Below are 16,230 nucleotides of genomic sequence, written 5' to 3' on the forward strand. Positions count from 1 at the left end.
TGGCACTCGATGAGTAACGCTGGCTTTTATCAATCCCTACCTAAAATACATCAATTTGAGCTGGCGCTTGATCCCAAGCAGTTTCATGAACTGCCTGAAGATTGGGTGGTGGTGATTTCGGATGTGATCAACTCAACCCAAGCGATTGCAGACGGCCAGTATCGCGCGATTAATGCGGTCGGAGGTTTTACCGTCGCCGCAATGGTCAATGCGCTCAAACCGTTGGAAGTACCCTATGTTTTTGGCGGCGATGGTGCCAGTTTTTGTATTCCGCCCTGCCAAGTCGAAAAGGTAAAAAAAACCCTTCAAGCCTGCCAGCAATTGGCCAAAACCAGCTTTAAACTAGATTTAAGGATTGGACTCATTCCTTATAATCAACTAGAAAAGAAAATTCTGGTTTGTCATTACCAGAAAAACAAAAGCCTCGATCAAGCGATCTTTATGGGCGGCGGTTTAAGCGAAGCAGACAACAGGATCAAGCAAAACCCCGCCCTGCATATCTCACCGGCAGAGCAAGCTGTTGAAGCCGACTATTCCGGCTTTGAGTGTCGCTGGAAACGCCTACCCAGCCCCAAAGAACTGACGATCAGTTTGCTGGTGACCTCGCAACGCCCGCTACTTGCTCAACAGGTCGGACTCTATAAAAACCTGCAACAAATGATTGATCACTATATCGGTGATGCCAAACAACACCACCCCCTCGCCACCCAGCATCTAAAACTCGGCTTTTCTGCCAAAACACTAATGGGCGAAATGCTGGTAAAAACAGCCGGACAATCCTCACTCTGGTCAAAATTCAAAACGCTCTGGATGCTAAGAATCCAAAACCTGCTTGGACTGATATTAATGCGTTTTAACTTAAAGCTAGGTGACGCCGATTGGGGACAATACAAACAAGACTTTCTCGAAAACTCCGACTTTCGTAAAGTAGATGATGTTTATCGTACCGTGTTTAGTTGTACTCAAGCCCAGTGGACACAATTGCAGGCCTGGTTAGAACAACGGGTTAAAGAAGGGCAAATTTTTTATGGCGCACACACCAGTAATGCCGCTCTAGTAACCTGTTTGATTTCTAAAGCCGGGGTAGAACATATCCACTTTGTGGATGGCGCAGACGGTGGTTATGCGCTGGCCGCCAAACAACTCAAACAGCAGATAAAACAAGCACAAAATTAATCATCCCTGCTTACAAAAAAGGCTTCGGTTTATAATAGCGGTTTAGACCTATAAGTTCCTAAACAAATCAAGTGATCGCTATGACACAAAAAGACACCCTATTTGCGCAGCCCTATGAAGCGGTGGGCGCATTTCAATTTGATGAATCGGTGGTATCGGTGTTTCCCGATATGATCCAACGCTCGGTGCCGGGTTATCAAACCATCTTAACCGGCATTGGTGAATTGACTCCGCGTTTTGCACAGCCGCAAAGCCGAATTTACGACTTGGGTTGTTCTTTGGGCGCTGCTACCCTCACAATGCGCCGAAAACTCGAAAATACGCCTTGTCAAATCATCGCGGTCGATAATTCCGCTGCGATGATTGAACGTGCAACGTCTTACCTGGCCGCTTTTCATTCTGAAGTTCAGGTTGATTTTGTGTTGGATGATATTGCCGAAATCGCAATCAGCAATGCCTCAATCGTGGTACTGAATTTTACACTTCAATTCATTTCACCGGACAAGCGAGAAGCTTTATTGCAAAAAATCTATCAAGGCTTAAATCCCGGCGGGGTTTTAATCCTGTCCGAAAAAATACACTTCGATGCACCACCGATTCAAGAGGCTATCGAACATTTACACTTACAGTTTAAACGCGCCAATGGCTATTCTGAACTCGAAATTAGCCAAAAACGCGCCTCACTTGAAAATGTTTTAATTAGCGATAGTGCTGAACAGCATCTTTCTCGGCTTAAAAAAGTGGGATTCGATCATGCCGCTATTTGGTTACAAGCGTATAATTTTGCATCTTTTCTAGCTATTAAAAATGAGAAGGTTCCACGTGAAACATCAACTTGATCGTCTTTGGCCACAGCTGCGAAAAACCCGTATTGCATTCTGGGAAGACGCACTCCCCCCTTTAATTGACCAGGCTTTACACCCAGAATCGAATGGCAATTTACCACGTTGGCAGGCAGCGCTTGAAACAATTCAACAATTCGATCAGGCCGAACAGATTAACTTAACTCAATCGGCGATCCAGGCCTGGTCAGCCAATTTTGACGAAGATCAAAAAACCTCGCTGGAGTCAGCACTGCGTGCGTTAATGCCTTGGCGTAAAGGCCCCTACCAGCTGCAAGGGATTAATATCGATACAGAATGGCGTTCTGATTGGAAGTGGGATCGGGTTCTGCCCCACCTTGCGCCCCTGAAGGATCGTAAAATCCTCGATGTGGGTTGTGGGAGTGGCTACCACCTTTGGCGTATGACCGGAGAAGGCGCAAAGCTAGTTATAGGCATAGACCCCAGCCTATTGTTTATGGCGCAGTTTTTAGCCGTTAGACAATTTATTGGCGAAACCCAAACCTACTTTTTACCCCTGCCGCTTGAAGCGCTACCCGAATCCAAACTCGATGGCGAATTTGATACCGTGTTTTCGATGGGTGTCCTCTACCACCGACGTTCACCGTTTGATCATCTCGACGAACTCAAACGTCAGTTAAGGAAAGGCGGTGAACTGGTGCTTGAAACCCTGGTCATTCCAGAAGATCAGGGGCAATTACTTATTCCGCAAGACCGCTATGCCCAGATGCGCAATGTTTGGTTTTTACCTTCCGTCAAAGAACTGATTCACTGGATGACACGCATTGGATTTGAAAACGTGCGCTGCGTTGACCTGGATCAAACAAGCACCGAAGAACAACGCACCACCGATTGGATGCAATGGCAATCGCTGAAAGATTTTCTTGATCCGAATGATATTAACAAAACCTGTGAAGGCTATCCCGCGCCATTACGAGCGGTTATCCTAGCCAACAAACCAAGTTAAGCGCTAAAAAATCGTGCAACCAGTTGATCAAACGCGGATTTTTGAATGGGCTTAGTCAGGTAACCGTTCATCCCTGCCTGTTTCGCATTTTGGCGATCTTCAGGTGAATCATTACCTGTTAAAGCAAAAATGGGCAGTTGGCAACCCAACTGCCTCAATTTCTGAGTAGTCTGTAAACCATCCATCTTAGGCATCATCACATCCATTAACACCAGATCAAAATCTCGATGATGAAGACACTGAATCGCGGCCTCACCACTTGCTACCGCATAAACATCATGACCAAATTTTGTGATCAGTGCAGACTGTATTCGATGCAAAAATAAATCATCATCAACCAAAAGAATATTTAACGCTAAAGAGGACATACTAGCAGGCCTGGTTATACTATATGTCTAGAATTCTAGCATAGCCTCGTTCGCACCATGTAAAAAAACCGCCTGTTTTAGACTAGGCTGAAACCCACTCACCCACTCAGGCTTGGTTCGTTTTTTGCATTTGTTTTTCAAATAAAAAACTGATGATACGACGACGATCCTGCTCCTGAATATCATCAAAAACCAAGCCTAAATAATGCGGCTCACTGGGGATAATCCTTACCACCTTAGCACGAATCAATATCAACTGGTCTTCGCGATCCAACTTGATCATAATATCCACAGTATTCCCGACTTCGGCACTCCGCGCGGTATGAAACCCTATACCATTTCCGCTCAAGTTGATTTTTCTACTCGGTAAAACCAGCGCAATATCTTTTTGATCCATTGCAGATAAAATCATATTAAGCTTGTTATTTAGGATTTCAAACATACTGGCCAAAGGCGTACTTTTTGTTTTTACCTTAGTTAATAGCTGTAAAAACTCATCGTTCATCTTACAAAGGTCGGTACCAAAATAATCCATGATCTCGTAAACGTCTTGACCTCGAGGCAAGGCTTGAGTTTGTGCCTCTTCTTCAGAAAGAATCCTAAAGCCAAACCCGGCTTTAATATCCATTCTAAAATAAGCACGCCTATTTTTGATTGGCGACACCTGAGACTTAGCGGCCGAAGCAGCCACCGCCGCAACTGAGGTTTCAATCTCTGGCATTTTCTTCAAAGCACTCATCTCACCCTCCTTTACAAATCAACTCCAACTGAACCGACCTGTAAATCTATTTAATACGTTTTAAACACTTTATAACTTATGTTCTATAATACTGCTAGAAATATACCAGGTCAACAAAATCAAACACCTAATAACACCCAATAAAACAAAATCTTATAGTTCAAGCATCAATAATTGTTATGAATAGAAACTAAGAAATAGGTAAATTAAATGCTAAATATGAATCAAATCTATAAGCACAGCGGGGTTGATTGCAATTTTTGCGCAAGTTGCCATAATGATGGGTCTTGCACAGTTTAAAGGATTGCCATGAGCTTAGTAAATCGGTTTCAAGCCTTAGAACAGGCATTAAATCAGGTTATTTTAGGCCAACCGCATTTAATTCAACGCATGTTAATTGCGCTGTTATCTGATGGTCATTTATTGGTTGAGGGGCCACCAGGCCTGGCGAAAACCAAGGCGATTAAAACCCTTGCTGATCAACTTGAAGGGCGGTTTCATCGGATTCAATTCACCCCGGATTTATTGCCGGCCGACATCACCGGCACCGAGATTTATCGTGCGGCGACCGGCCAATTTGAATTTCAAGCCGGGCCGATTTTTCATAACCTGATTCTTGCCGATGAAATCAACCGTGCACCGGCCAAGGTACAATCGGCCTTGCTCGAAGCGATGGCCGAAGGTCAAGTCAGTGTTGGCAAACACACGATGGCGATGGAAAAGCTGTTTATGGTAATGGCGACGCAAAACCCGATTGAGCAAGAAGGCACTTATCCGCTGCCCGAAGCCCAGCTTGATCGTTTTATGTTGCATGTCACGATTGATTACCCTGACCGTGAACACGAGGCGCAAATTCTTGAGTTGGTAGAAAACGAAGCTAAACAACAGCGTGTTGCGATGCCGGACAAAATTGATCAGATCGCCCTATTCAGTGCGCGTGATGAAATCCTTAACCTGCACATGGCGCAAAGCGTTAAAGATTATCTGGTTGAGCTGGTGATCGCCACCCGCCAACCGCACAAATACAACGAAGCCTTAGCCGAACAGATTGCCTATGGCGTCAGCCCACGCGCGACCTTGGCTTTGTCACGCTGTGCGCGGGCGCATGCATGGTTAATGGGCAAGGATTTTGTCAGCCCAGACGATGTGCAAGCGGTGGTGCATGATGTATTTCGCCACCGATTACTGCTCAGTTTTGAAGCCGAAGCTCAGGGCAAAACGGTGGATCAAGTGACCGATGATATTTTGGGTTGGGTAACGCTGGTATGAGCCAATCGGCGGTTTACAGTGATTTAAGCCGCTTAAATGCGTGGCGGTTTCACGTGAAACAATTGAAGCTGGGGCATCAACAGCGGATTGTGATGCAGTCGAATGGCGCACGCCCCAGCCCGCGTAAAGGCCGTGGCATGGAGTTTAGCGAGGTTCGACTTTATCAGCCGGGTGATGATGTGCGCCATATAGATTGGAAGGTCAGTGCGCGAAGCCAACACACCCACACCAAACTGTTCAGCGAAGAACACGAACGTCCGGTGGTGTTTGTGGTCGAACAATCCGCATGCTTATTTTTTGCCAGTCAACACTGTTTCAAGTCGGTGCTGGCGCTGGATATTATGGCACTACTGGCTTGGGCGACCTTGAATCAGGAAGACCGCGTAGGGGGGTTAGTGTTTGGCGAAAGCGCATCTCACTGGGTCGAACCCAAGCGACAAGCCAAAAGCCTGCTGCATTTGTTTAACCATGCCTTAAACCAAAATCAGCAATTAACACGCCCAGGACAAGGCGATAACCAGGCCTGGTTGAATGCATTAAATAAGGTCGCACCGCTGGTTCATCCGGCAAGTCGGATTATTCTAGTGGGTGATTGCTTGAATTTGGACAACGCCTGTCATGGTGTGTTGCGTCAACTGGCAAAACATACCGCTATCACTGCGATTCATTGCGAAGACCCGATTGAAACCAGCCTGCCGGCCAGTCATAGTTTGGCGTTAAGTGATGGCGAAACCGAATTTTATCTCGACGGTCAAAACACACAACAGCAACAAGGCTATCAAAACGCTTATCAGCAGGCCTGGTTAAACCAACAATCCAGCTTATCGCGGTTTGGTATTGCGCTGTGCCGCGTTTCGACCGCTGACAAACCGATTGAAGCCCTGATTAAACAAAGGTTGTTAAGACGATGATGGGGGATCCTTTAGACCTACTCGAAGATATTATTGTGCCTGAACCGATTGGCTGGTGGCCATTAGCTTCCAGTGTTTGGGTCACCTTGTTTATCCTGCTCGGTGTACTGATCGGTTTGGTTTGGTACTTCTGGCAACGCCACAAAAAAGCCGCCTATCGGCGTTATGCCATCGACCAATTAACCGGCTTAAGTCAATTGGACGATACAAGCTTGCTTAATCAACTCAACGCCCTGCTAAAACAAGTCGCCATGACAACCTATGGTCGTGCCAGTTGTAGCGGATTAAACCACCAGGCCTGGTTACGTTTTTTACACCAAAAAGCCAGTTTTGTTGAACAGCCTAAAGCCTTAGAAAAACTCGAACAACGTTATCAAGCACAGCCACCTGCGCTGAGTTCGCAAGAACGTGAAGCGTTGATTTATTTTGCAAAACGCTGGATTCAGGAGCATCATTTATGAGTTTCAGCGCTCTATTTGATTGGTTTGAAAACTTTGGTTTTATTTGGCCGTGGATGATCGCTTTTTTGCCGCTACCCTGGCTGATTCGGCCTTTTTTAAAACCGGCGCAACAAAAACAAATTCCGTTGCTCGCACCGCATTTAATCGAACGCTTGGGCAAACAAACGTCAGGCCAACCTCTGCAAAAACCCCGTGTTGAAAACCTCCGTTTACCGATTTTGTTTTTGTTACTTTGGCTGGTGTTACTGCTCGCAGCCATGCGTCCGGTTTGGTTTCTCACCCCTACGCCCTTTGAATCCAGCGGACGCGATATGCTGCTATCAGTGGATTTATCCGGCAGTATGGAAAAGCCGGATATGCTGTTAAATGGGCGCAATGTTGATCGTTTGACCGCACTTAAAAGCGTCGTCGATGAGTTTATTATCCAGCGCCAAGGCGACCGGATGGGTTTGATTGTATTTGGCTCGGAGGCGTTTATGGTCAGCCCCCTAACCTATGATCTCAGCGCGATTCAACAACTTTTACAAGAAACGCAGATTGGCATGGCGGGCAATAACACCGCGATTGGCGATTCGATTGGATTAGCAATCAAACACCTGCAAGGGGCGCGCAATAACAAGGCCGTGCTGGTGCTATTAACCGATGGTTCGAATAATGCCGGTGCGGTTGAACCCTTGGATGCAGCGAAAAAAGCGGCAGAAATCGGTCTAGTGATTCATACGATTGCGTTTGGCGATGTCCAATCCGGTGCGAGCCGCAACCGCGTGTTTGATATAGATACCGAAGCTTTAGAGGCGATTTCCAGTCTCACTGGTGGCGAAAGTTTTGTTGCCAGTCAAACCAGCCAACTGGCTGAAATTTATCAACGGATTAACGAAATCGAATCGACCCAGTTCACGCTGAATCAATATCGCGCCCGCACCGAACTTTACCCTTGGCCGTTAGGCCTGGCGTTATTGATGAGTTTTTATCTGGTATGGCGAAGCATCCAGCCGAACAAGGAGGTCAAGTTATGACCGAACTCACCTTGTTGCGCCCTTGGTGGCTACTCGCGCTGATTCCGGTTATCGGCCTGTTATGGTTGATCTGGCAGCGTAAAGTCCAAGACTCTGGCTGGAAACAATGGATTGATCCAGCGTTTCAACCCTATTTGCTCAGTCAGCAAACACCCAGCCAAAAAGCTTGGCCGATTGGTTTTTTTGGTTTGACGATAATTTGGTTGGCTGCCGTCATCGCCCTAAGCGGCCCAAGCTGGAAGCAACAACCGATTGCCGCCCAAGCGACCCAAACCGGCAGTGTGATTTTGTTAGATTTATCCTTATCCATGTATGCCGATGACCTACAACCCAACCGCCTAACGCGAGTTCAATTTAAGCTCACGGATTTATTAAACCAGCACCCGGAAATACGGGTCGGCATGGTGGGCTATTCCGCGTCAGCGCATATTATTACGCCGATTTCTGACGATAACAGCACCTTGCGCAATTTATTACCGCATCTTAATCCATTGGTGATGCCAGCTTATGGTGCCAATGCGGTTGCCGGTTTCAATAAGGCGATTGAACTGTTGCAAGGCGCGAATATTACCCAACGGCATATTATCTGGGTCACCGATGATGTTGAACCGGATGAAATCGCACCGATTCGCCAACGGCTTGAACAACATAATATAAAGCTCAGTCTATTAGCGGTCGGCACCCCACAAGGTGGTGCGATTATGATTCCGGAGCATGGCTTGTTAAAAGACCAAAACGACCGCTTAGTCCAGGCGCAAGTCCCGCTGCAACGCCTAGCGGACTTGGCACGCGATGTCGGTGGCCAATTCAGCCGTATGCAATTCGATGACAGTGATCTACCCAGCCTACTGCCGCCGTTTGCAGGCGCAAGCGAGCGCGACCAAGATGACGAAAAACAACTGTTTCAACCGCTGGATTATGGGGTGTATTTGCTGTGGTTGCTGGTGCCCTTGGCCGCTTTAGCGGTGCGCCGAGGTTGGTTGACAGCATGGGTTTTAGTGGCCTTGATACCGGGGCTAATGCTATCAAGCGATCCCAGTTTTGCACAAACCGAACCGTCGTCCGCGCAGGCACAAAAACCGGACATCAAACTGTCTGATCGTTGGCGTGAGATGTTTTTAACCGGCAATCAACGCGGCTACCAGGCCTGGTTAGAACAGGATTATCTCGCGGCTGAGCGTGAATTTAGCGACCCAAGTTGGCGTGGCAGCAGCCTTTATCGCCAAGGGCGTTATGAAGAAGCCGTTAATGCGTTTGCGCGTGATGGTTCAGCACAAGGGCATTATAATCGTGGCAATGCGCTGGCGAGATCCGGTCAGCTTGAAGAGGCCAGAAAAGCCTATCAAACCGCATTAGACCTGCAGCCGGATTTTCCGCAAGCGCAACATAACCTTGCCGTTATCGAAGAACTCCTCTCTCTGCAACAAGACCCTGACAACCAACAGCGCGATGACAGCGCACCGCCTCAACCGGAACAAAACCAACAGGGTGAAGACCAAAGCAATGATCAAGGGGAAGCGAATCCGCAACCGGCTGATCAAACCCCACAATCAGGTAATCAAGGTCAACAAGGCGACAGCGAACAGGACGGTCAAACGGAAGGCCTGAATCAGCGAGAGGAGCAATCTTCAGAGCCAAGTGACGAACAAACCGCCGAATCGCAACCGCAAGCACAACAGCAAACCGAAGCCGATACGCAAACCGAACAAGACGGTCAAACCGGTTTACTCAATGAGCCGAGTGATACTGAGTTAGCGGAACAACAAGCGTTGCAACGCGAGCGCGAACAAGCGCAACAAACCTGGCTGAATCAAATCAAAGACGAACCCGGTGTGTTTTTAAGACGTAAGTTTGACTATCAATACCGACAAAATCCACCGGCCAACCCACAAAAGGAACAAACAAAACTATGGTAAGCAATCGAGTTTGGTTACAGGCATTATTGTTAAGTTTAAGCCTATTTTTATTACCAGGCCTGGTGATGGCACAGCAAATTTTAGTGGCGCATGTCGATCGTGATCAGATTGAACAAGGCGATATTATCCAGCTCAGCGTGATGGCTAATTTTCAAACCACCAGTCGCGGGCCGGACTTTGCGTTATTGCACAATGACTTTAATGTACTCGGTACCCAAGCCTCCAATCAACTGCGGATTATCAATGGTCAATATAGCGCCACCACGCTTTGGGACGTGCAATTAATGGCTAAACGCACCGGTGAGTTGACGATTCCCGCCTTTCGGGTTGAAACCGCCGAAAGCCAACCGATTAGGATTGAGGTCTCACCCGCTAGTCAGCGTTCGGAAGAATTTCGCATTAGTTTTTTAGAAGCCGAGGTCGATAACCGCAATCCCTACGTCCAAAGCCAAGTGATTTATACCCTGCGTTATTACCATCTAGGTTCCTTGATCCAAGGAAATATTAATCCGCCTCAATTTAATCAAATGATTTCAGAACGCTTACAAAACCAGCGCAACTTCGAACGTCGTGTGCAAGGTCGGGTTTATCGGGTATACGAATGGGTTTATGCCATCTACCCGCAAGCCAGCGGAGAACTGGTCATTCCGCCACAGACCTTTGACGGACGACTCCTCTATGAACGCGCCATTCGACTCGACAACCAAGCCTCGGAACCGATTAAGCTACAGGTAAAACCGATTCCGGCAAGTTTCCCGGCAAACGCCACCTGGCTACCCGCCAAACGCTTGATGCTGAAAGACGAATGGACCAATGAAAATCAACTCGAAGTTGGCGATACCCTTGGCCGTAGAATCAGTATCGAAGCCAGTGGGCTACGCGCCAGTCAGCTCCCCAATCCCGACTGGCCACAGGGCGAAGGCTTTCGTTTATACAGCGACCCGGTAAACCAGCGCGACCACTATGAACACGGCGGCATCAGCAGCATCAAAAGCCAAGATTTTATGGCCGTATTACAACAAGCAGGTAAGCTGGACTTTGAGCCGATTGAAATTCCTTGGTGGAATACCCAAACCGATCAGCTCGAAATCGCACGATTAGAAGGCCGAAGCATTCAGGTTGCCACCACCGCGAATAATGAAACCCCTTCTCTGCCAATGGAAAGTTTAACAGCGCCCGAAAGCATGGTTGCGCCCTCACGCTTTTGGCCATTTGTCAGCGCGCTATTTGCGCTGCTTTGGTTGATCACTCTCTGGCTCTATTGGCAACAGCGTCAACAAGCTCAAATCCAACAAAACGCGCGCCTCAATCCAACCCATTCGCCGGACACCCAGGCAAGGCCTGCACTTGAAGCACACAAGTTGCAAGGCTTATGTCAACTGCCCATCGAACAACTTGAACCCGCTGTGAAAAGCTGGCTAAAACAACAGGGGATTGAAGGGATTCACCGTTTAAAAACCGACCACCCTGCGCTATACAGCCAACTAATTGAACTGGAAAAAACCCGCTATAGCCAAAACCAAGACAGCCAACCCGAACTCGACCGCCAAGCGATCGAACAAAACTTAGCCGAATTGATACAACAAAAAACCCAACCCAAGCCCCCCCTCCACCCGCTCTATCCGGAGTAGTTTGCTTTGATTAGGTTTTTTAAGATGACTCTAAATTACTAGAAAAATTTAATAATCCAATTTATTAGTTAATTTGGGTGTATAGGCACTTGGTTCAGATTGATGGTCATAGGTTGGGTGTGCATCCGTTTTGAAAAAACCCATTTCATTCTGCAGCAACTGAGCCTGCTCACTTAAGCTTTCGGCTGCCGCAGTTGTCTCCTCAACCAGGGCCGCATTTTGTTGAGTGACGCCATCAATTTGTACTATGGCTTGATTTACTTGTAAAACCCCTTGGGATTGCTCTCCCGCCGCACCCGCAATCTGTTCAATACGCTGTGCAACATCATTCACTGCCTCATTGATTTGGCTTAAAGTTTCTCCAGTTCGTTGGGCTAGATCTGAGCCACGATTGATACGAGACGTAGTTTCTTCAATCAGGCCTTTAATATCTTTTGCAGCCTCCGCGGATTTTTGAGCTAGACTACGAACTTCACCCGCTACCACTGCAAACCCTCGACCATGCTCACCAGCGCGAGCTGCCTCAACAGCTGCGTTCAAGGCTAACAAATTAGTTTGAAAAGCAATCGTATCGATGAGCGTAACGATATCGGAGATACGCTGACTTGAGTCTTCAATAGATTGCATAGCTAAAATGGTTTCATTCATAATTTCGACACCTTGAAGAGCTTGCTGCCGAACAGCCAGTGCCAATTCCGATGCATTTTCAGCATTTTGTGTTGTACTTTGTAATTGACTTGTCATTTGCTCCATCGTAGCAGAGGTTTGCTCAAGTGAAGCGGCTTGCTCTTGTACTCGCTGACTCAAGTCACTCGAACCTTGCGATACTTCTTTTGCCGCATTACTCACAATATCAGAAACTTCAATAGCCATGTTCACCACTTCATTCATTTTCATGGATGAATAGTTAATCGCGTTCTTAAGGTCATGCAACTCTCCTTTAAACTTACCCTTAGGAAGTTTTATCGTTAAATCACCGGATGCCTGTGCCGCTACAACTTGGCTAATTGATTTAATTGCATCAGCGATACGGCTCAGAGACGCGTTGACTGATTGCTTGAGCGTTGCCAAATCACCGCGCGCTTCTGTTTTAACCTGTCCACTAAAATCCCCCTCATTCATTAAAGCCATTACCTGATTAATTTCAGTAATCACTTCATCCATAGCATTCAGCGCATCCTCAACCTTTTTGCGGAATTCAGCTGGTACCCTAGCATCCATACGCACAGAAAAATCACCCTGATAGAGTCCAACCATTACCTTTTCAAGCTCTTTCATTGTAAATTCAACGGAATCCGCAGACGAATTGACGCCTTGCTTAAGCAAGTCCAAACAACCATTAAATTGTCCATCAATACGCTTTTCAAAATGACCCATCGCTATCGCCATGACAACATCATTAGCCTCGCCCAGCGCAGTCTGTGTTGATGCAAGTAGCTTGTTAAATGCCTCTGACATTTGATCAATTTCATTTCCGTTTGGGCTAATCTTTGCACGTAATGCAAACGAACCCGTTAACTCGGTTTCTTTCATAACACAGGCAAGTTGATTTATCGGTTTGATGATTTTTTGCTTTACAAGCAACAAAATAACTAAAGAGGCGAGTAAAACGACAAAAATAATTGACGCAATCAAAATATACAACTCGTTTTTAGCAGCTTGCAAAGTGCTCACAAGCTCGTCTGCAGGTTTAAGCAAAATACTTCGCCCCATGACTAATCCGAGTTCATCTATAATCGGTAAATCAATTAACAGTTGACCATTAAATAACTGAGCATTGAGTTCTTCACCTTCGACTAATTGATAACTTTTGGTTTTAAGGGATTCAAATAGCTCTTGATCAAACCAGCGATCATGGGCTAACAAATAATCTTGATTAAATTTCGAGTTATTTGCTACAGAGTTAAATACCACTCCGTAGCGTTCAATAAGATAGCGTTGATCTATAAGTGCAACCCAACGAGTATTAAAAGCTTCTAAATCACGTCCAACACTTCCAACCCCTTGAATCGCAACTGCAACACCAACAAAACGCTCATTTTTGAAAACAGGTGAAAAACCTGACAAACCAAAACCACGAATGCCTACGCCTAGTCCACCTGTAACTTTTTTAGCTCGGAATACTTCGTCAATAAATGGATGAGACAATGAATCACCAAAACTTTCAGTATTCCAAGAGCGAACCAAATTGGTTTTATCTAAATCAACCAATTGAACTGCAATGTTTTGATAAGGACTAATGTTGGCAAAATGTTGTCTGATTTGCTGTAGTTTATCTGCAGCTAGCTCACGTTCAAAAGGATCGGCTAAAGCCATCTCTACTTCCGAAAATCCAGCAATTGATGCCGACATGGCAATAACGCTATCAAGTTTATTCTGCATTCGGTCATCCATGTCACGCTGCGCATCGTATGCCGCATTCTGTAACAACCGATCTTCTAACGGAGCAATTTTATTTAGATAAAATAAAGCGCTAAAAACAAACAAAATCAAAATTACAAATGTTGTTGCAACAAAAATAAGATTAAGGATTAAACTTTTCTTCATGATTAAGCCTCGTATAATTTTTTAATTATTTTAACTAGCTTAACCTACATTTTTACACAATATGTATAAAAATCTCCTATCCAACCCCTTTAAAGTCCATATAAAACAAATGAAAAAGTAGTTTAACTTTACTTTGACCCCTGTGCGCATATGCTTGACATATGTGAACAGGTTTAGCTACTATACTGAATATAAGACCTAAATGGGATAGCCTGTTATGAGAACCGTTTCAATATTTAAAAATGCCAAGAATCAAGCGATACGTTTACCGAAAGATATGGAATATGAAGGGATTAGTCAGCTTGAAATCATCAAGAATGGTGATGAGATTATCCTTCGTCCTGTGCGCCCTAACTGGTTATCGTTTTCTGAGATTGAAAAGGCCGATGATGACTTTATGCTAGAACGCCAGCGTTTTGTGGCTGATGAGGGGCGTTTTAACTTTGAGTAAAAAAATCGATTATATGTTGGATACCTGTATCTGTTCGTTCATTATGCGTGAACAACCCTATTGTGTGCTTGAGAAGCTACAAGCTGCTGTGATGAATGGACATAGGGTGGTGATTTCAGCGATCACCTATCAGGAAATACATTATGGTTTGCTGGGAAAAAAAGCATCGCCTAAACATGCTTTACTGGTTGCCGAATTTCTAAAACGAATTGATGAGATACTGGCTTGGGATAAGCAAGCGGTTGATGCGACGGTTATCGTTCAAAAACAGCTTATGGCCGAGGGTCTGATGATTGGACACAATGACACAGCCATTGCTGGCCATGCCATATCAACGGGCAGCATTCTTGTCACAAATAATACTCGCGAGTTTGCTAGAGTGAATGGCTTAACTTTCGAAGATTGGGTTCATTAAAACAATACTTGTTGGCTTTGATGGCATGAATTTATTTATTATTGGGGGCAGTAGTTAAAACTTATCGCACAACAATTTTGCCAATCATCCCGGCTTCATAATGGCCGGGTTCTAGGCAGCCGTAATAGTAGGTGCCGGGTTGATTGAAATGCCAAATCACCGCGCCGCGTTGACGTGGGTTTAGGCTAATCATATTCGGTTCGCTATGATCCATGTGCGGATGATCTTTCATCATTTCGGCATGTTCTTTGAGTTCGTCAAGCGTACCAATCACAAACTCATGTTTTAGCTGTCCCATATTGCGCACAAAAAACCGCACGGTATCACCGACTTTAATTTCAACCTGATCCGGTGAAAATCGCATATCGTCGTTCATGTCAATTTGAATGGTGCGTGTGACTTCATTGGCCTGACCTTGACGGCCAATTTTGGTGGTGTGATCCATACCATGATGGTGTTTGTGTCCTTGGTGTCCATGATTGCCGTGCGACCCATGACCACCATGATTGCCTTGACCGTGATGATGCCCTCCACCGTGGCCGCCATGACTATGATAATGCGCCCAACTAGCGGCGGGTACTAAAGCCAAAGCACTGGCGCCAAATATAAATTGTCTGCGTGATAGATTTTTCATGATCATACTCCTGGTATTCCTTTGCTATTGACTAAAACCAAAAACTAATCCCCGCCACCCACTTTGTTGTGTGGGTTGAGGCGGTTGACTGTTGATTTGCCTTGGCCATATCGGCCGTTTCGCCGAATTTTTGTTGCCATTTGACACCGATGTAAGGCGCAAATTCCGGTTTAATGTGATATTTCAAACGCAAGGCCGCGCTCACGTCTGCCAGGCCTGCCCCTTCGTTAAAATCCTGATCTTTACTGCTAAACGCCTTGGCTTCGAGTTTGGGTTCCAGTTCTAAATCCTGGGTAAATAACAACTCGCGCTTCACTTCGACCTTGGCGGCAACCCGCGCATCGCTGTCGATAAAGGCTTTGGCGGTGACTTCAAATAGATAAGGCGCTAAACCCTGCACCCCGGCCGCTAGCCATTGTCGATCTTTGTGGCCATGATCAAAACGCACCCCAAGCAAACTATCCCAATAGGCCGCATAGGCATGTGACCAATACAACTCGGTATGAGCATTTAGGTCACCTTCTTTAATGTGGCCTTCGCTGTGCAGCGCGAATTTGTTGTAATCGCGGCCAATCCACGCCTGCAATTTATAGGCGGTATAGTCGTGATCAGCATCAAACACCCGCTCCAAATGATCAACAATAAAGGCTTTATAAATATGCTGATCCATCAAATGCAAACGTTGCAAATCCCTGTCGTTAAAACGCAGACCATTCGAATAAGCATGGGGATCACGCGCATCCTCCGGCGCTTTACCGCCTTGCATCGAACTATGATCGTGTCCGGCATGCGGATCGGACGACCAGGCCTGGTGATTGATACCGAATCCCATCACGCCGACTAGGGCGAGGGGTAGCAGTTTTTTAGTTAACATAATGTATTCCTTT

General features: G+C 46.1%; 16 protein-coding genes. 11 read left to right on the plus strand and 5 right to left on the minus strand.

Features of this window, described 5'->3' with window-relative positions; translation table 11 throughout:
• Positions 1-9 precede the first annotated feature (9 nt).
• From JX580_RS11185 to cmoB, 3 genes are all read left to right on the plus strand, one after another.
• Entirely contained in the window at positions 10-1,176 is a 1,167-nt protein-coding gene (locus JX580_RS11185) for a DUF3095 domain-containing protein (RefSeq protein WP_248850622.1), read from the plus strand.
• A gap of 80 nt (positions 1,177-1,256) precedes the next feature.
• On the plus strand, positions 1,257-2,015 hold the full coding sequence (gene cmoA, locus JX580_RS11190) for a carboxy-S-adenosyl-L-methionine synthase CmoA (RefSeq protein ID WP_248850623.1): 759 nt from the start codon (positions 1,257-1,259) through the stop codon (positions 2,013-2,015).
• Positions 1,999-2,985, plus strand: a complete 987-nt coding sequence (cmoB, locus tag JX580_RS11195; protein WP_248850624.1) for a tRNA 5-methoxyuridine(34)/uridine 5-oxyacetic acid(34) synthase CmoB — start codon at positions 1,999-2,001, stop codon at positions 2,983-2,985. Before cmoA ends, cmoB begins: the two co-directional genes overlap by 17 nt.
• Here the strand turns inward: cmoB and JX580_RS11200 are convergent.
• Together JX580_RS11200 and JX580_RS11205 are read right to left on the minus strand one after the other, a co-directional pair.
• On the minus strand, positions 2,982-3,353 hold the full coding sequence (locus tag JX580_RS11200) for a response regulator (RefSeq protein WP_248850625.1): 372 nt from the start codon (positions 3,351-3,353) through the stop codon (positions 2,982-2,984). The two genes, cmoB and JX580_RS11200, sit on opposite strands and share 4 nt — an antisense overlap.
• Positions 3,354-3,459: 106 nt before the next feature.
• Positions 3,460-4,092 (minus strand): PilZ domain-containing protein, encoded by a 633-nt coding sequence (locus tag JX580_RS11205; RefSeq protein WP_248850626.1) that lies wholly within the window; start codon positions 4,090-4,092, stop codon positions 3,460-3,462.
• A gap of 309 nt (positions 4,093-4,401) precedes the next feature.
• Between JX580_RS11205 and JX580_RS11210 the strand changes: the two genes are divergently transcribed.
• Genes JX580_RS11210 through JX580_RS11235 form a run of 6 tightly spaced genes read left to right on the plus strand, consistent with a single transcriptional unit; the run spans position 4,402 to position 11,296 of the window.
• Entirely contained in the window at positions 4,402-5,361 is a 960-nt protein-coding gene (locus JX580_RS11210) for an AAA family ATPase (protein WP_248850627.1), read from the plus strand.
• The gene (locus JX580_RS11215) at positions 5,358-6,272 is read left to right on the plus strand and encodes a DUF58 domain-containing protein (RefSeq protein WP_248850628.1); all 915 of its coding nucleotides are present in this window, start codon (positions 5,358-5,360) and stop codon (positions 6,270-6,272) included. Before JX580_RS11210 ends, JX580_RS11215 begins: the two co-directional genes overlap by 4 nt.
• Positions 6,269-6,733 carry a DUF4381 domain-containing protein gene (locus tag JX580_RS11220; RefSeq protein ID WP_248850629.1) on the plus strand — a complete coding sequence of 155 codons (465 nt, stop codon included), beginning with the start codon at positions 6,269-6,271 and terminating at the stop codon, positions 6,731-6,733. Before JX580_RS11215 ends, JX580_RS11220 begins: the two co-directional genes overlap by 4 nt.
• Positions 6,730-7,749: a VWA domain-containing protein gene (locus JX580_RS11225; RefSeq protein WP_248850630.1), complete on the plus strand. Its 1,020-nt coding sequence runs from the start codon at positions 6,730-6,732 to the stop codon at positions 7,747-7,749. Before JX580_RS11220 ends, JX580_RS11225 begins: the two co-directional genes overlap by 4 nt.
• Positions 7,746-9,665: a VWA domain-containing protein gene (locus JX580_RS11230; protein ID WP_248850631.1), complete on the plus strand. Its 1,920-nt coding sequence runs from the start codon at positions 7,746-7,748 to the stop codon at positions 9,663-9,665. Before JX580_RS11225 ends, JX580_RS11230 begins: the two co-directional genes overlap by 4 nt.
• Entirely contained in the window at positions 9,659-11,296 is a 1,638-nt protein-coding gene (locus tag JX580_RS11235; protein WP_248850632.1) for a BatD family protein, read from the plus strand. Before JX580_RS11230 ends, JX580_RS11235 begins: the two co-directional genes overlap by 7 nt.
• Before the next feature lie 48 nt (positions 11,297-11,344).
• Here the strand turns inward: JX580_RS11235 and JX580_RS11240 are convergent, their stop codons facing one another.
• The gene (locus tag JX580_RS11240) at positions 11,345-13,843 is read right to left on the minus strand and encodes a methyl-accepting chemotaxis protein (protein ID WP_248850633.1); all 2,499 of its coding nucleotides are present in this window, start codon (positions 13,841-13,843) and stop codon (positions 11,345-11,347) included.
• 217 nt (positions 13,844-14,060) lie between these two features.
• On the opposite strand from JX580_RS11240, the gene vapB reads away from it, so the two are divergent.
• Both vapB and JX580_RS11250 read left to right on the plus strand, forming a co-directional pair.
• Positions 14,061-14,294, plus strand: coding sequence for a type II toxin-antitoxin system VapB family antitoxin (gene vapB, locus JX580_RS11245; RefSeq protein ID WP_248850634.1), 234 nt, complete (start codon positions 14,061-14,063; stop codon positions 14,292-14,294).
• Positions 14,287-14,709 (plus strand): type II toxin-antitoxin system VapC family toxin, encoded by a 423-nt coding sequence (locus JX580_RS11250; protein WP_248850635.1) that lies wholly within the window; start codon positions 14,287-14,289, stop codon positions 14,707-14,709. The genes vapB and JX580_RS11250 overlap by 8 nt, the downstream gene beginning before the upstream one ends.
• Positions 14,710-14,770: 61 nt before the next feature.
• On the opposite strand, the gene JX580_RS11255 is transcribed toward JX580_RS11250, so the two are convergent.
• Both JX580_RS11255 and JX580_RS11260 read right to left on the minus strand, forming a co-directional pair.
• Positions 14,771-15,343, minus strand: coding sequence for a cupredoxin domain-containing protein (locus JX580_RS11255; RefSeq protein ID WP_248850636.1), 573 nt, complete (start codon positions 15,341-15,343; stop codon positions 14,771-14,773).
• Between the two features lie 31 nt (positions 15,344-15,374).
• Positions 15,375-16,217 (minus strand): copper resistance protein B, encoded by an 843-nt coding sequence (locus JX580_RS11260; protein WP_248850637.1) that lies wholly within the window; start codon positions 16,215-16,217, stop codon positions 15,375-15,377.
• Positions 16,218-16,230 lie beyond the last annotated feature (13 nt).

The organism is Thiomicrospira microaerophila, from assembly GCF_023278225.1.
GTDB classification, from domain to species: Bacteria; Pseudomonadota; Gammaproteobacteria; order Thiomicrospirales; family Thiomicrospiraceae; genus Thiomicrospira; species Thiomicrospira microaerophila_A.

What these genes read in the sequence shown, in the direction of transcription:
- JX580_RS11185 (WP_248850622.1), top strand. Translation starts at nt 10, where the DNA reads ATGAGTAACGCTGGCTTTTATCAATCCCTACCTAAAATACATCAATTT.
- cmoA (WP_248850623.1), top strand. Translation starts at nt 1,257, where the DNA reads ATGACACAAAAAGACACCCTATTTGCGCAGCCCTATGAAGCGGTGGGC.
- JX580_RS11200 (WP_248850625.1), bottom strand. Translation starts at nt 3,353, where the DNA reads ATGTCCTCTTTAGCGTTAAATATTCTTTTGGTTGATGATGATTTATTT.
- JX580_RS11205 (WP_248850626.1), bottom strand. Translation starts at nt 4,092, where the DNA reads ATGAGTGCTTTGAAGAAAATGCCAGAGATTGAAACCTCAGTTGCGGCG.
- JX580_RS11210 (WP_248850627.1), top strand. Translation starts at nt 4,402, where the DNA reads ATGAGCTTAGTAAATCGGTTTCAAGCCTTAGAACAGGCATTAAATCAG.
- JX580_RS11215 (WP_248850628.1), top strand. Translation starts at nt 5,358, where the DNA reads ATGAGCCAATCGGCGGTTTACAGTGATTTAAGCCGCTTAAATGCGTGG.
- JX580_RS11220 (WP_248850629.1), top strand. Translation starts at nt 6,269, where the DNA reads ATGATGGGGGATCCTTTAGACCTACTCGAAGATATTATTGTGCCTGAA.
- JX580_RS11225 (WP_248850630.1), top strand. Translation starts at nt 6,730, where the DNA reads ATGAGTTTCAGCGCTCTATTTGATTGGTTTGAAAACTTTGGTTTTATT.
- JX580_RS11230 (WP_248850631.1), top strand. Translation starts at nt 7,746, where the DNA reads ATGACCGAACTCACCTTGTTGCGCCCTTGGTGGCTACTCGCGCTGATT.
- JX580_RS11235 (WP_248850632.1), top strand. Translation starts at nt 9,659, where the DNA reads ATGGTAAGCAATCGAGTTTGGTTACAGGCATTATTGTTAAGTTTAAGC.
- JX580_RS11240 (WP_248850633.1), bottom strand. Translation starts at nt 13,843, where the DNA reads ATGAAGAAAAGTTTAATCCTTAATCTTATTTTTGTTGCAACAACATTT.
- vapB (WP_248850634.1), top strand. Translation starts at nt 14,061, where the DNA reads ATGAGAACCGTTTCAATATTTAAAAATGCCAAGAATCAAGCGATACGT.
- JX580_RS11255 (WP_248850636.1), bottom strand. Translation starts at nt 15,343, where the DNA reads ATGAAAAATCTATCACGCAGACAATTTATATTTGGCGCCAGTGCTTTG.
- JX580_RS11260 (WP_248850637.1), bottom strand. Translation starts at nt 16,217, where the DNA reads ATGTTAACTAAAAAACTGCTACCCCTCGCCCTAGTCGGCGTGATGGGA.